This window comes from Xanthomonas arboricola pv. guizotiae, from assembly GCF_002940205.1.
GTDB lineage: Bacteria > Pseudomonadota > Gammaproteobacteria > Xanthomonadales > Xanthomonadaceae > Xanthomonas > Xanthomonas arboricola_C.
This window is the reverse complement of record NZ_MDSK01000001.1, coordinates 257,906-272,419: the sequence shown is the minus strand read 5'-3', so window position 1 is coordinate 272,419 and position 14,514 is coordinate 257,906. Positions and strand designations below refer to the sequence as shown.

Genomic DNA, 14,514 nt, shown 5'->3' with positions numbered 1-14,514 from the left:
CCGGTCCCCCCCCCGGCGCCACTGGATGGGAGCGCGACATGCAAGCACAGGAGATGGATGTCATCGCCGAATCGCTGGGCCGCATCTGGGTTGCGTTGGTGCGCAGCGTCGGTGATCTGGCGCTTGCCGCGCGGCGGCGAGCGAAGCCTCGCAGCGGGCAGGCGTATCGTCTTTGTCGCCGCACTGGTTCAACGCGTGATGCCGGCCATCGTGTCATTGCCTGCCGTGAGTTGGTGGAGACAGTGATCGCGCCGCGCTTGCCTGACATGTCGCGACCGGGCTTGCGCCGGGCGTTGACGCAGGCAGCTCTACACTGGGCGCACTTTCTACGGAGTGCTGCGCATGAGCGATACCACGATGACTGCCATCGCCATCCGCGATGGCAAGGGCGATGCGGATGCGCTGTACGCCAGCGAGCAGCCGCGCCCGCGGCCCGCGCCGGGGCAGGTGCTGATCCGCGTGCATGCGGCCGGGATCAATCGTCCCGATCTGCTGCAGCGTGCCGGCCACTACCCGCCCCCGCCCGGCGCGCCGCAGACGCTTGGGCTGGAAATCGCCGGCGAGATCGTGGAGCCGGCCAGTCGCTGGAAGGTCGGCGATCGGGTGTGTGCGCTGCTGGGCGGTGGCGGTTACGCACAGTACGCAGCGGTCGACGCGCGGCATGTGCTGCCGATTCCGCCGGGCATGGATCTGGCGCATGCCGCCGCGCTGCCGGAAACCATCTTTACCGCGTATACCAACCTGTTCGAGCATGGCCGGCTGGCGGCCGGGGAATGGCTGCTGCTGCACGGCGCCACGTCCGGGATCGGCGTGACTGCGATCCAGATGGCCAAGGCCGCCGGTGCGCATGTGCTGGCGACTGCGCGTTCGGCGGCCAAGGCGGCGCAGGCGCGCGAACTGGGCGCCGATGTGGCGATCGATTCCACCACCGAATCGTTCGTCGACGTGGCCAAGGCGCACGGCGGGGTGGATGTGTCGCTGGACATGGTGGGCGCTGCGGTGTTCGCCGACACCCTGGAGGCGCTCAACCCGCGCGGGCGCATCGTCTACATCGCCTCGCAGGCCGGCTCGACCATCGAGGTGCCGATCCCGCTGCTGATGCGCAAGCAGGCCATCCTCACCGGCTCGACGCTGCGCCCGCGCAGTGCCGACGAAAAGGCGCGCCTGGCCGCGGAAGTGGAGCGCGTGGTGTGGCCGTGGATCGCGCAGGGCAAGCTGCGCGTGCTGCTCGACAAGCGCTTCCCGCTCGGCGAAGCCGCTGCAGCGCACCGCTATCTGGAGCAGGGCAGCCACCTGGGCAAGGTCGTGCTGGAGATGTAAGTGCATGCGGCCACCCGCCTGTCCTGCGAACACGGTCAGGCAGGTCGCGACGCGGAACTCTCTGGGTGTGGCATTGCTGGCGTCCAGCATGACGGCGTGCAGTGCAGGCATCGCGTACGCGGCGACCTGGGATCTGCCGGCCTCCAACCAGTTGCCAGTGGTCAGCGCCGGTACGGCGATGGCGCCGCGGCGCATTCTGCAGATCGGTCCCGTGTTCACGCCGCGCATAGATGCAGCCGCGCAACGGCAGGCAAGCGGCAGCGCTCAGACCGGCGTGACGACCACCGCTTCGAGGTAGTGCCCGTCGGGATCGATGACAAACGCCGCGTAGTAATCGTCGCCGTAATCCGGCCGCAGACCGGGGGCGCCGTTGCAGCTGCCGCCGTGCTGCAGCGCGGCCAGATGGAAGGCGTCTACTGCCGCCGCATCGCTGGCGGCGAACGCCAGATGGAAGCTGGCCCCCGGCGCGCGCTTCGCAGCCTGACGTTGTCTCAACGCCAGGCTGTCCTCGCCGCCGGGCCGGCCGTAACCGACCGCCTGGTCGAGCGTGCCCGGTTCCAGGTTGGACCACACCCGCACATAGCCGAGTGCGCCAAGCACGGCGTCGTAGAAGGCGGCCGACGTCTCGATTGTGCGAACGCCCAGCGAAAGGTGATGCAACATCGGTGTGACCCTTCAAGGAGGCGGCAGATCCGGGTGCCGGCGGCGATCGTGGTCCGTACCGGCGCTTGCGTCAATGGGCGTGTCGGCAGGATTGACCAGGCCGCGTGCGCTTTCTGATTCTCAGCTGCGCTGTCTTCAGTTGGTTGCGACAAGCCAGGGCACACCGTAGCGATGGTGCCGCCACAGCAACGCAACCATGGCCGCCCTGGCACGGCCACCGGGCGGCGCAGGTATAGCAAAACAAGCAGGAGCGATGTCTCGCAGCGAGCCGCAGCCTGACCTTACACTGCGCCGTTGCGTGCGCTGCTGCATCGCGCCGCTGCCGCAGTGTCCGTGCATGCGCCCGAAACGGGCGATCGCGCGGGTCCCGCCACGTCACTATCAGCCCGAAGGTTTCGATGAAGCATCCAGACGCATTGCGCATTGCCCTTGTCGGCATCGGCAAGATCGCCCGCGACCAGCACGTGCCCAGCATCGCCGCGCGTGCCGATGTGCAGCTGGTGGCCACGGTGAGCCGGCATGGCACGGTCGATGGAGTGCCGGCCTATCACAGCCTGGAAGAGGCCTTCGCGGCGCATCCGCAGATTGAAGCGGTGGCGCTGTGCACGCCACCGGTCGGGCGGCATGCGCAGGCGCAGGCCGCGCTGGCCGCCGGGCGCCATGTGTTCCTGGAAAAACCCCCGGCCGCCACCCTGGCCGAGATCGACGATCTGCGCGCGCTGGCGCAGCGTGCGCAACGCAGCCTGTTCACCAGCTGGCATTCGCGCTGCGCCGCTGCCGTGGAACCTGCGCGGGCGTGGCTGGCCGACAAGCAGATCGTGCGCGCGCACATCATCTGGAAGGAAGACATTCGCCATTGGCATCCGGGCCAGGACTGGATTCTCGATCCCGGTGGCATGGGTGTGTTCGACCCCGGCATCAATGCGCTGTCCATCGTCACGCATCTGTTGCCGCGCCCCTTCGCGCTGCGCGAAGCGGAGCTGCACACGCCGGAAAACCGCCAGGCTCCGCTGTACGCCAGGCTCGGCTTTGTCGATACCGCAGGGGTGCCGGTAACGGCGGAACTGGATTTCCTGCAGACCGGCCATCAGCGCTGGGATATCGAAGTGGACACCACCGATGGCCTGCTCATGCTCAGCGAGGGCGGTGCCAGGCTCAGTATCGATGGCCAGCCGCAGCCAGTGGAAGCCGCCGGCGAATACGACGGCTTGTACCGGCGTTTCGTGCAGCTGGTGCGCGCCGGCGAATCGGAGGTGGATGTCACCCCGTTCGTGCATGTGGCCGATGCGTTCATGCTCGGCGCGCGCAAGGTCGCCGCGCCGTTCGCCTGGTAGCCCGGTCGCACCATCCAACGCGTTGCAGACTCCGCAACACCGGCGATAAGCCGGTGGTGTCCTATGTCAGAGGCCGCCTCTCCTTGCGATCGGGCTCCAGTCACGCAGCGGACGCCCCGCGCTCGCCGGACAGCTCAGCGGCGCCACATGCGTGCGCCGCGCGCCGGCAGCGTAAAGGTGTAGGAGCCGCTGGAGATGCGCACCACGCTGCCCGAGCCCAGTGCATCCACATAATCCGCATTCCAGTACAGCACGCTGCCATTCATCGCCACCGTGGTGGTGACCGGATTGCCGCACTTGTTGATGCCGACGATGCCGAGGCTGCCGCGCCGGAACAGCACATGGCAGGCACTGGACGACAGCACCTGCATGTCGCTGCCTTGCACGCCGTTGTGGAAGCCGATCATGCGGCGCAGGTCGTCGCGCAGATAGGCGTTGACCCAGCGGTTGTCGCCGCTTTCGTTGTTGTCGGTGTAGACCATCGGCATGCCACCGTTGCGGCCGATCAGATAGGCGTATGCCAGCGTCTCGTCGACGGGGTCGAGGATGGCGTAGCGGAAGCCGGCATTGTTGGGGATGTCGTGGGTGACGGCGAAGGTCACCGTGCGATTGCCCGGCAAGGCCTGTCCGCTGGACGCAGGATCCACCAGCTGCTGCAGGCTGGCGCCAATGGCGAATGCATTGCGCAACGCGTTGAACAACGGGAAGTCGTAGGCCGCATGCGGCGTGGACTGCAGGTACGGCGCCAGGAACTGGTCGCAATCGCCATTGCCGCTACCGCCGCCGGTGATCACTTCGCCGAACACATACACGCCGGAACGAATGCCGGCATCGAAGACCCGATTGAGATGGTCGAAACTCATATGCTTGGCCGCATCCACCCGGAAGCCGGTCACGCCAATGCTCTTGAGCGCCTGCAGATAGGCGCGCTGCTGCTGCACCACCCAATCGTTGCCGACCAGGTCGGGCAGGCCTGGATCGCTACCGCCGCCGCAGATGCGGTAATTACGCACCTGGCAGGCGTCGTTGTAGTTGCTGATGCATTGCGCCGGGCCGAAATCGCTGGCGCTGGGGAAGTTTGACTGCAGCGTGCCGAACAGACGCAGCGAATCGTAACGGCCGGGGTTTGCAGCGTACTGCGACAGCACCGCGCTGCCCGGGTAATTGAGGTCTGAACGCGTGGCCGCTTCGTTGGCCATGTGGTTGAACACGATGTCGGCATAGGTTCCCACGCCGTTGTTGGCCAGCGCCTGGACCATCTTCTTGAATGCAGCGGTGTCGCCGAGCGGGTTGTCGATCAGGCGGATGTCCTGGGGTTGATAGCGCGCCCACCAGGCACTTCCTTCGGAGCGGTACGCGGGGGCGACCAGCACCTTGCGATAGCCGGCATCGGCAATCTGCTTGGCGCGCGCTTCGACGGTGGCATAGGGCCAGTTGAAGGCATGCAGGATGACATCGGCCTGCGCGTTGGCGGTGGTCACCAGCAGGACCAATGCGGTCAGCAAGAGACGTGCACCGCGTTGTATCAAGGAAAGTGGGGTATGAGCGGGCGTGTTGCGCATCGGATCGATCTCCATTGGTAAGCGCAGGCCGACGCGCAGTGCGCGATGCCCGCATCAAGGCTTCCGGCCCCTGTTCCGGAAAGCGCGCACGGCGTGCAGCGCGCGGTGATGCTAAGCGCGCATCGCGGCGCAGCATGGGTGTTGTGCATACGTATTCACTGCAGCGGGCCAGCAAACTGGGCGCGGGGCTGGGCGCCAACGGCGCGATTGGTCGCAAAAATCAGGGAGCCACGCGGCCGTTGCGATCTCGCCTGCACCTGCCTTGTCAAATCAAGGCTTGGCGATAGGCAACGCTCATCGTTAGCATGCGGCGCGTGCAACGCGGCCGTTGCAATCTCGTTAGCCGTCGGCGGTGACATAGATCAGCTGCTTCGCTGTTTGCCGCCGGCAGTGTGCACGTCACCGTTGCACGCTGCGCTGCCCTCGTGCGGCAAGGCCTGAGGTGCCGATTCGCGGCTTGCATGCCGCATCCGCATCGCGCCGAGCAGTAACCGCCCGCGGCAGCGGCGATAAGCCCGAACCTGCGCCTGGCAGCGGCATGGCTGCAATCTGGATTGCAGGCGATCCCAACGGCTCGGCCCGGCCACGACGATGGGCCGGCGCTGGCCGCGTTAAACTAGTCGCCAGTCCACTGCCCGGCCTCCCGATGCGCAATCCATTGCAAGAACAGCTGCTCAAGGCCGGCCTGGTGAAAAAAGCCCAGGTGGACAAGGTTGCGCGCGAACAGGTCAAACAGCGCCATGCCAAGGGCGCGGCGGTGCAGCCGGCGGCGACGGACAAGGTCGATGCGGCGCGCCTGCAGGCCGAGCGTGCCGAGCGCGATCGTGCGCTGGCCCAAGAGCGCAACGTGCAGGTGCGCCAGCAGGAAGTGCTCGCGCAGGTGCGGCAGATCGTGGAGACCAACAAGGTCAAGCGCGAAGGCGAGATCGACTACCGCTTCAACGACGGCAGCGTGATCCGCAGCGTGCTGGTCAACACGACGCTGCGCAGCCAGTTGGCCAGCGGCACGCTAGTGATCGTGCGGTACGGTGATGGTTTCGAGCTGATTCCGCGCGCGGCCGCCGACAAGGTTTACAGCCGCGATGCCGATGCCGTGGTGCTGGACCACGGACGCAACAGCGCGCCGGCTGCGGCCGATAGCGATGACGAGTACTACAGCCAGTTCAAGGTGCCGGACGATTTGATCTGGTAGCGCCAGCGAACGGCCGCATTGGGTGATTACCGGACGGATCCAGCTCCGCCGCAGGTGCGACGTCGCTGCATGCTGCGTACCTGCATGCTGTCGGTGCGTGTTCGGTGACTTCCGTGGACCAGGCCAAGCACTCGGGCCAGTCCGATCGCCGCGCGGTCGGCTGATGCTGATCAACGTAGTCGTGCGAACGCCTGCGCGCTACCCTGGCGCTCTTTGTCGCCGCATAGCCCGCTCATGTCGATCGTCCTGACCCAGTTCGCCCGCACCCGCTTGTTTCCGCGCGATGGGCGTCGCAATGCCATCCAGGACTGCACGCCGGAGCAGTTCATCCAGCGGCTCAACGACGAGGCGCCGCTACGCGTGATCGAGGGCTATGCGCCGTTTTGCCAATTGCACGTGCACCGCAACTGGACCTCGACCCGCTGCCTCACCATTCCCATTACCGAAGACAACCGGCACCTGCTGCGTTCCGGCTACGAGGCACGCAGCAGGCAGGAATTGGCCGCGCTGGTGCGGTGGTTCGAAGGTGTCGAGCCACCGGTGGCCGCCTATCTGCTGCCCATCCTCTACAGCCGCAAGCAGTTGGCCAAGGAAGGCACGCCCATCGAGGCAGACTGGGGTGTGGTCGGTTGTCTGTACACCGCAGAGCCGGACGAGATTCCGATGGCACCGATCACCATGTTGCGCAATGCCCTGGGCGTGGAAGAGGGCGGCTCGGGCACGCCGCTGGACCGCGAGGCGTATCGGCGTAGCGTGGCGTTCTGGGAGCGCAATGCCAATTGGCGCGGGTGAGCGCGTCGTTGCGATCCGCGTTCTTGTCCGCCAACTAAATCGCGCATGGCGCGTGTAATTGCCACATCCATCCTGACTGCCAATACCGGGACGTACGCCATGGCTGCGTGCTAGGTTGCCGCCTTGCATGTAACGGATCGGAGAATCGTCATGTCGTTAGAAGTGCTTGGTGCTGGCCTAGGCCGAACCGGAACGCTGTCGCTGAAGTTCGCGCTGGAACATTTGGGATTTGGACCGTGTTATCACGCCACGGAGGTCGCCGCGAACATGCGTACGGCACTGCCACTGTGGAATGCCGCCGAACGCGGTGCCGCAGACTGGTCGGCCATCTTCGCCGGCTACCGTTCGAGCACCGACCATCCCGGTTGCTATTACTGGCGGCAACTGATTGAGGTATATCCGCAGGCCAAGGTCGTCCTGACGGTGCGCGATCCCGACAGCTGGTTCGAGTCGGTGACCCAGACCATCCTGATGCCGGGCAGAAAGAGCACCTTCGTCGGCCCTGAAGGCGAAACATTCAGTACGTTCTTGAAGCAGCAGATGGGCGGGCGCAGTCAGGACCGCGCCTTCATGGTCGACTACTTCAACCGCTGGAATCAGGCGGTGATCGATACGGTGCCAGCCGATCGGCTGCTGGTATTTTCGGCTCGGCAAGGCTGGGCGCCACTATGCAACTTCCTCGGCGTACCGGTGCCGCACAAGCCTTACCCGCACTTGCACGCACGGCCGCGGCTGCGTTGGTTTACGCGCGGCTTGCGTCTGCCGGACGACGTTGCCGCACGCGAGCGACATGTACGCGAATACCTGGAATGCCTGCGCGAAGATCTGTTCGGATAAACGCACATTGCGTGGCTTATTCTGCGACACATGTCCGATAATTTGATTTTAAAAATAAAGTACCAACCATAATGTTGATTGGCCATATGAATATTGCTAGCCTGAATGAGGCGAATGTCATAGTTCGCCATTTCTGAAACTTCCAGAAGAGGTGCGCGTTATGAAAACTGCCAAAGCCATGCTGTCACTCGTGTTTTCGAAGATTCTAAAAATGTTTGGTCCGCGCAAGGTGGCGTATATCTACACGAATTAACTGCAACGCCAGGGCGGGCTTTGCCGGATGGCCCGCATGCACGCGCATCGTCGGCGACGGCGATGCGCGCTGCCGCAGGTCACCGATGTGCTGCAAGTGCAGTGTGCGGATGTGCGGCAGACGTTATGCCGTCTTGCCGGGACTTGGAGCCAGGCGCGGATGCGGATCATGCGGTTGCGAAGTGTTCACGCGTGCATATCCGATGAGCCCGATGCGATGACAACCGACAGGACGCCGATGTGGGCATGCCCTCCAAGCAGCGCGAATATTCCAATCGCTTTTTCGACTCGACAGTCTGGAACGACTTCGCCTTTCGCGACGACGATGTCGTCATCGCCAGCTATGCCAAGGCAGGGACGACCTGGGTGCAGCAGATCGTCGCGCAACTGATCTTCGGCGGCACCGAGGAGATCGAGGTCTCGCGGCTGTCGCCCTGGTTCGACTCGGTGTATCCGGACAAGGCCACCAAGCAGCGGCTGCTCGCCGAGCAACGCCATCGCCGCTTCGTGAAGACCCATCTGCCCGCCGATGCGCTGGTGCTATCCGAACGCGCCCGCTATCTCTACGTCGGCCGCGATGCGCGCGACATCGTCTGGAGCCTGTACGACCATCAGCGGGCAGTCAGCGCGGATGCACAGGCGCGTCTGGATGCGGAGCCCTCCAGCAACGGTAAATTGAAGGTCATGCCGCCGCCCGCGTGCTCGGTCGAGGACTATTTCCAGAACTGGATGCGCGGCGATGGTGCGCCGCTGTGGCCGTTATGGGAGGGCGTGCGTTCCTGGTGGGCGCTGCGCGATTATGACAACGTGCTGCTGGTGCATTACGCCGCGTTGCTGCATGACCTGCCTGCGCAAGTGCGGCGCATTGCCGCATTCCTGGATATCCCGCTGGATGCCCAGTGCTGCGAGCGCGTGCTGGCGCACTGCAGTCTGGACTACATGCGCGCGCACGCCGCGCGCTACGTTCCACAGGGCGCCGGTTTCTGGCGCGACGGCGGCCGAGCCTTCTTCAATCAAGGTCTCAATGGGCGGTGGCGTGACCGACTGGCACCGGCAGTCGATGCGGCCTATCGCCAGCGTGTTGTCGCCGAGCTGGGCGCCGAGTGCGCGCATTGGCTCGCCACCGGCGATGTTGCGTCGGCGGCGCATGCGACGACCGGGATGGTTGCTTAGGGTGGCCAGCGACTCTTTCGCGGAGAAGGGCATGGATGCATCCTCGGCGCACGCCTACGATCAGGTGTCGCAATACTACGATCGCCTGAGGGACCACTGGGCCGCTGCCAGTGCAGCGCAGTGTGCGCAGGCATTGGCGGCACTGGTCGGCAGTGGCACGGCGCTGGAGTTGGGGATCGGCACCGGACATATCGCGCTGCCGCTGGCGGCTGGCGGCGCGGCAGTCTGCGGCATCGACAACTCGCTTGGCATGTTGGACAAGCTGCGTGCCAAGCCCGGTGCCGAGCGACTGACCCTGGTCTGCGCCGATTTTGTCGATGTCCCGGTCGCCGGGCCGTTCGACCTGATCTATTCGGTGTATTCGCTCGGCTATCTGTTGACGCAGGACGACCAATTGCGTTGCCTGCGCGCGGTGCGCGAGCGCCTGGCAACGTCCGGCGTGTTCGTCCTGCAGACAATGGTGCCGCAGGCGGAGACCTTGCTGGCGGACGGCAAGTTGAGGTCGTTGGAGGCGCCGGCCCTGGACGAGGGCGACGTGCCGGTGATGCTGATGTGCTCCAGTGCCGATCCGACCCGGCAGCTGATCCAGCAGCGCATCGTGATGATCGGGGAGTCGGCGACCCGCGTCTTCAACGATCGCTATCGCTACCTCTGGCCTTCCGAACTGGATCTGATGGCACGGATCGCCGGCTTGCGCTTGCGGGCCAGATGGGGCGATTGGAGCGGGCAGTCCTACACTGCGCGCAGCCATAGCCAGATCTCCGTGTATGAGTCTGCTGCGATGGATGCGGACGAGGCGGGCGCACGCGGCTGACGGTGCCATCGGCGAAGATCGGCCAATGGCGGCTGCAGCAAATGTCGGCGTGTCGTGGCCCTGGCCGCCGCGCGGTCTGTCACGTTCGGCCGACCACAGCGCAGGCGACAACGCGTAGTGCAACGCGTGCGCAGATTCAGCTTCGACGTCGTGCCGATCATGGCCTTGAAGCACAACGGGCGCCTTGCGGCGCCCGTTGATTGACACTGTCGAGAATGGGCGAACGTGCGCCCACGTCTCAGTAGCGGTAATGATCCGGCTTGAACGGGCCTTCCACCGGCACGCCGAGGTAGTCGGCCTGGTCCTTGGTGAGGGTGGTCAGCTTCACGCCGATCTTTTCCAGGTGCAGACGCGCAACTTCTTCATCCAGGTGCTTGGGCAGGACGTAGACCTTCTTCTCGTAGGTGTCGCGCTTTTCCCACAGGTCGATCTGAGCCAGGGTCTGGTTGGCGAACGAGTTGGACATCACGAAGCTCGGGTGGCCGGTGGCGCAGCCCAGGTTCACCAGGCGGCCATCGGCCAGCAGGAAGATCGCGTTGCCATTGGGGAACACGTACTTGTCCACCTGCGGCTTGATGTTGATCTTCTGCACGTCCTTCAGCGCCTTGAGCGCATCGACCTGGATCTCGTTGTCGAAGTGGCCGATGTTGCAGACGATGGCCTGGTCCTTCATCGCCTGCAGGTGCTCGACGGTGATGATGTCCTTGTTGCCGGTGGTGGTGACATAGATGTCGCCGCGGCCCAGGGTGGATTCGATGGTGTTGACTTCGAAGCCTTCCATCGACGCCTGCAATGCACAGATCGGGTCGATTTCGGTGACGATCACGCGGGCGCCATAGGCGCGCAGCGAGGCGGCGCTGCCCTTGCCGACATCGCCGTAGCCGCAGACCACGGCAACCTTGCCGGCCAGCATCACGTCCATCGCGCGCTTGAGGCCATCGGCCAGCGACTCGCGGCAGCCGTACAGGTTGTCGAACTTGCTCTTGGTGACCGAGTCGTTGACGTTGATGGCCGGGATCAGCAGCTTGCCGGCTTCGGCGATCTGATACAGGCGGTGCACGCCGGTGGTGGTCTCTTCGGAGACGCCCTTCCAGTCCTTGACCACGCGGCCCCAGTAGCCCGGGCGCTCGACGGCCACGCGCTTGAGCAACGCCTTGATGACGCCCTCTTCGTGCGAGGAGGCCGGCTCGTCCACCCAGGTGCTGCCGTTCTCGAGCTCATAGCCCTTGTGGATCAGCAGGGTGACGTCGCCGCCGTCGTCCACCACCAGCTCCGGGCCGGTGAGGGTGCCGTCGGGCAGGGTGAAGGTCAGCGCGTCCAGCGTGCAGTCCCAGTACTCTTCCAGCGTCTCGCCCTTCCAGGCAAACACAGGGGTGCCGGTCGCAGCGATCGCAGCGGCGGCGTGGTCCTGGGTGGAGAAGATGTTGCACGAGGCCCAGCGCACATCGGCGCCGATGTCCTTGAGCGTTTCGATCAGCACGGCGGTCTGGATCGTCATGTGCAGCGAGCCGGTGATGCGGACGTCCTTCAGCGGCTTGGTCTGCGCATGCTTGCGGCGGATCGACATCAGGCCCGGCATTTCGTGCTCGGCGATGTCCAGCTCCTTGCGGCCCCAGTCGGCCAGGGAGAGGTCGGCGATCTTGTAGTCGGTATGCGGGGTGATCTTTGTGACAGCGTTCATGCAATGGCTCCGGTAGGCAAACGAATGTCTGCAATGCCGGGCGCCGTTGAACGGTAACTGCTGGTCGAGCCTGGCCGTGTACCTGCACCTGTGGTGCAGTGAGCGGATCAGTCCGCTCTACCGGTCGCAGCGCCCCTCGACGAGAGTGCCCGATTATATCGGCAGCACCCTCGCGCGGCATGAATTGCGGCCGACCCCCTACCAACGGCGGGGAGCGGCCGACAGGCGGCTGCTATGATCCGGAGTCGATCATCAGCGGGGACGGACGATGCGGGCGAAACGGCATGCGCAAGGCTGGCGGCAGCACACATGGGCGTTGGCAGGGGTGCTGGCATTGAGCGCACCGGTGATGGCCGGGGCGGCTAACCCAACAGCGACCAACGCGGCAGTCGCTCCACCAGGCCCTGCGCCAGGCAGCAGTTACCAACTGCCGTCCAAGGCGCTGCAGGCGGTGGTGGATGCCCCGCGTGCGCCGCTGCTGCAGCTCTCGCCCAGGCGCGATCTGGCTGCGATGCTGCAAATGCCCGCACTGCCGGACATCGCCGAGGTGGCCCAGCCGGAGCTGAAGCTGGCCGGCCTGCGCATCCATCCGAAGACCTTTGCGGCCAGCCGCTTTTCGTTCGCCAGCAAGCTGTGGCTGCTGTCGGTGGCCGACGGCAGCGAGCGGCAGATCGCCGGATTGCCCTCCCCTTTGTCGCTGGCCGATCTGAGCTGGTCGCCCGACCAACGCCATCTGGCATTCCGCCGCGAAGATGCCGCCAGCGGCGCCAACGAACTGTGGCTGGTGGACGTGGCGGCCGGGCAGGCGCGGCGGCTGGTGGCCGGCCTGAACACCAGCGTCAACGACGACTTGCGTTGGTTGCCCGATGGCAGTGGTTTGCTGTTGCAGCAACAGGTTGCAGGGCAGGGCGCACCGCCGACCCGCGACGCGATCCCGACCGGCCCGGCGATCCAGCAGACCAGCGCCGCTGCCGGCGTGCGCTCGCTGCCGACCTATCAGGACCTGCTGCGCAACGAGGCCGATGCGCGCGTGTTCGAGTACTACGCCACCGGCCAGCCGATCATCGTCACGGTGGCCGGGCAGGTGCGCCCGATCGCCACGCCAGGCATCTATCTCAACCTGTCGGTGTCGCCGGATGGCCGTTACATCCTGAGCGAACGCAGCGAGCGGCCGTTTTCGTATCTGGTGCCGGTGGACAACTTCCCGCGCCGCATCGAGGTGCTGGACCTGCAGGGCAAACCGGTGCGTCAGATCGCGCAGCTGCCATTGGTGGAAGGCCTGCCGACCGGAAACGATGCGGTGCCGACCGGCGTACGCGACATCGCCTGGCGGCACGATGCACCGGCCACGCTGGTGTGGGCCGAAGCGCAGGACGGTGGCGACCCGGCACGCGAGAGCAAGGTCCGCGACGCGGTGCGGATGCAGGCCGCGCCGTTCAACCGCGCGCCGGTCACGCTGGCGCAATTGGGCAGCCGATTCGAAGGCATCCAGTGGGGCCGCGGCGATCTGGCGATCTTGAGCGAAAGCTGGTGGAAGACCCGCCGCACCAAGCAGTGGCGCATTGCACCGGACCAGCCGCAGCGCGCGCCCGAATTGCTGTGGGACCGCTCCTCGCAGGACCGCTACAACGATCCCGGCACGCCGGCGACCGTGGCCGACGGCAAGGGCCGCACGCTGCTGCAGACCGGCGCCGATGGCAACAGCCTGTTCCTGCTCGGCAAGGGCGCCTCGCCGGAAGGCGACCGGCCGTTCGTGGATCGCTTCGATCTGCGCAGCAGGCGCGCCACGCGCCTGTTCCATTCGCAGGCGCCGAGCTATTCCGCACCGCTGGCATTGCTGGATGCGCAAGGCACGCAGTTGTTGCTCAGCCGCGAATCGCCCGAGGAACCGGCCAACTATGTCGTGCAGGCGTTGGGCGATGCAGCGCCTGCGCCGCGTGCGTTGACGCATTTCGCCCATCCGCTGCCGCAGTTGCGTGGCGTGCAGAAGGAGCAGATCCGCTACAAGCGCGCCGATGGCGTGGACCTCACCGCCACGCTGCTGCTGCCGCCCGGTTACGACCCCAAGCGCGACGGACCGCGGCCGCTGCTGATGTGGGCCTATCCGGGCGAGTTCAAGAGTGCCGACACCGCCAGCCAGGTCACCGACTCGCCCTATCGCTTCAACGCGATCAGCTACTGGGGGCCGCAGGCGTTTCTGGCGATCGGCTACGTGGTGCTCAACAACCCGACCATGCCGATCGTCGGCGAAGGCGATGCCGAACCCAACGACACCTACGTGCCGCAGCTGGTCGCCGATGCGCAGGCCGCGGTGGACGAAGTGGTGCGGCGCGGGGTCACCGACCGCGAGCACATCGCCATCGGCGGGCATTCCTACGGCGCCTTCATGACCGCCAACCTGCTCGCGCACACGCGGCTGTTCAAGGCCGGCATCGCGCGCAGCGGTGCCTACAACCGCACGCTCACCCCGTTCGGCTTCCAGGCCGAGGAGCGCAACTACTGGCAGGCGCAATCGGTGTATCAGGCGATGTCGCCGTTCAACTACGCCGACAGGATCAAGGATCCGCTGCTGCTGATCCACGGCCAGGACGACAACAACACCGGCACCTTCCCGATCCAGAGCGAGCGCATGTTCGCCGCGATCAAGGGCCTGGGCGGTAACGCGCGGCTGGTGCTGCTGCCCAACGAATCGCATGCGTATCGTGCGCGGCAGTCGATCCTGCAGATGCTGGCCGAAAGCGAGCAGTGGTTGAAGACCAATCTCGGCGAGCCGGTGAAGGAGACCGGCGCTACGCGCACGCGTTGATCGATGGTGCGCTGGCACCGGTAGGAGCGCGCTTGCGCGCGATGGGGCTTTATCGATAACGCTTCTTCGCGCCCGGGTGCGCTCCTAC

Annotated in this window: 11 protein-coding genes and 1 riboswitch; of the genes, 8 read left to right on the top strand and 3 right to left on the bottom strand. The window is 65.6% G+C overall.

Going from position 1 to position 14,514, the window contains the following annotated elements; all coding sequences use genetic code 11:
• Positions 1-342: 342 nt before the first annotated feature.
• Positions 343-1,320 carry an NAD(P)H-quinone oxidoreductase gene (locus XarbCFBP7408_RS01380; RefSeq protein ID WP_104560692.1) on the top strand — a complete coding sequence of 326 codons (978 nt, stop codon included), beginning with the start codon at positions 343-345 and terminating at the stop codon, positions 1,318-1,320.
• A gap of 264 nt (positions 1,321-1,584) precedes the next feature.
• On the opposite strand, the gene XarbCFBP7408_RS01375 is transcribed toward XarbCFBP7408_RS01380, so the two are convergent.
• Positions 1,585-1,983: a VOC family protein gene (locus tag XarbCFBP7408_RS01375; protein WP_104560682.1), complete on the bottom strand. Its 399-nt coding sequence runs from the start codon at positions 1,981-1,983 to the stop codon at positions 1,585-1,587.
• Positions 1,984-2,381: 398 nt separating this feature from the next.
• On the opposite strand from XarbCFBP7408_RS01375, the gene XarbCFBP7408_RS01370 reads away from it, so the two are divergent.
• Complete coding sequence (locus XarbCFBP7408_RS01370; RefSeq protein WP_104560680.1) at positions 2,382-3,317, top strand: Gfo/Idh/MocA family protein; 936 nt, start codon at positions 2,382-2,384, stop codon at positions 3,315-3,317.
• Between the two features lie 134 nt (positions 3,318-3,451).
• Here the strand turns inward: XarbCFBP7408_RS01370 and XarbCFBP7408_RS01365 are convergent, their stop codons facing one another.
• Positions 3,452-4,822 (bottom strand): alpha-amylase family protein, encoded by a 1,371-nt coding sequence (locus XarbCFBP7408_RS01365; RefSeq protein WP_181106129.1) that lies wholly within the window; start codon positions 4,820-4,822, stop codon positions 3,452-3,454.
• Positions 4,823-5,525: 703 nt separating this feature from the next.
• On the opposite strand from XarbCFBP7408_RS01365, the gene XarbCFBP7408_RS01360 reads away from it, so the two are divergent.
• From XarbCFBP7408_RS01360 to XarbCFBP7408_RS01340, 5 genes are all read left to right on the top strand, one after another.
• The gene (locus XarbCFBP7408_RS01360) at positions 5,526-6,071 is read left to right on the top strand and encodes a DUF2058 domain-containing protein (protein ID WP_104560678.1); all 546 of its coding nucleotides are present in this window, start codon (positions 5,526-5,528) and stop codon (positions 6,069-6,071) included.
• A gap of 234 nt (positions 6,072-6,305) precedes the next feature.
• The gene (locus XarbCFBP7408_RS01355; RefSeq protein ID WP_104560676.1) at positions 6,306-6,863 is read left to right on the top strand and encodes a DUF3228 family protein; all 558 of its coding nucleotides are present in this window, start codon (positions 6,306-6,308) and stop codon (positions 6,861-6,863) included.
• 150 nt (positions 6,864-7,013) lie between these two features.
• Positions 7,014-7,700: a sulfotransferase family protein gene (locus XarbCFBP7408_RS01350; RefSeq protein ID WP_104560674.1), complete on the top strand. Its 687-nt coding sequence runs from the start codon at positions 7,014-7,016 to the stop codon at positions 7,698-7,700.
• A 492-nt stretch (positions 7,701-8,192) separates the two neighbouring features.
• On the top strand, positions 8,193-9,125 hold the full coding sequence (locus XarbCFBP7408_RS01345) for a sulfotransferase domain-containing protein (protein ID WP_104560672.1): 933 nt from the start codon (positions 8,193-8,195) through the stop codon (positions 9,123-9,125).
• Between the two features lie 31 nt (positions 9,126-9,156).
• Positions 9,157-9,939 carry a class I SAM-dependent methyltransferase gene (locus tag XarbCFBP7408_RS01340; RefSeq protein ID WP_104560786.1) on the top strand — a complete coding sequence of 261 codons (783 nt, stop codon included), beginning with the start codon at positions 9,157-9,159 and terminating at the stop codon, positions 9,937-9,939.
• Between the two features lie 238 nt (positions 9,940-10,177).
• Here the strand turns inward: XarbCFBP7408_RS01340 and ahcY are convergent, their stop codons facing one another.
• On the bottom strand, positions 10,178-11,620 hold the full coding sequence (gene ahcY / locus XarbCFBP7408_RS01335) for an adenosylhomocysteinase (RefSeq protein ID WP_104560670.1): 1,443 nt from the start codon (positions 11,618-11,620) through the stop codon (positions 10,178-10,180).
• A gap of 31 nt (positions 11,621-11,651) precedes the next feature.
• Positions 11,652-11,764: riboswitch (S-adenosyl-L-homocysteine riboswitch) on the bottom strand.
• Between the two features lie 124 nt (positions 11,765-11,888).
• On the opposite strand from ahcY, the gene XarbCFBP7408_RS01330 reads away from it, so the two are divergent.
• Positions 11,889-14,426 carry a S9 family peptidase gene (locus tag XarbCFBP7408_RS01330; RefSeq protein WP_104560668.1) on the top strand — a complete coding sequence of 846 codons (2,538 nt, stop codon included), beginning with the start codon at positions 11,889-11,891 and terminating at the stop codon, positions 14,424-14,426.
• Positions 14,427-14,514: the final 88 nt, after the last annotated feature.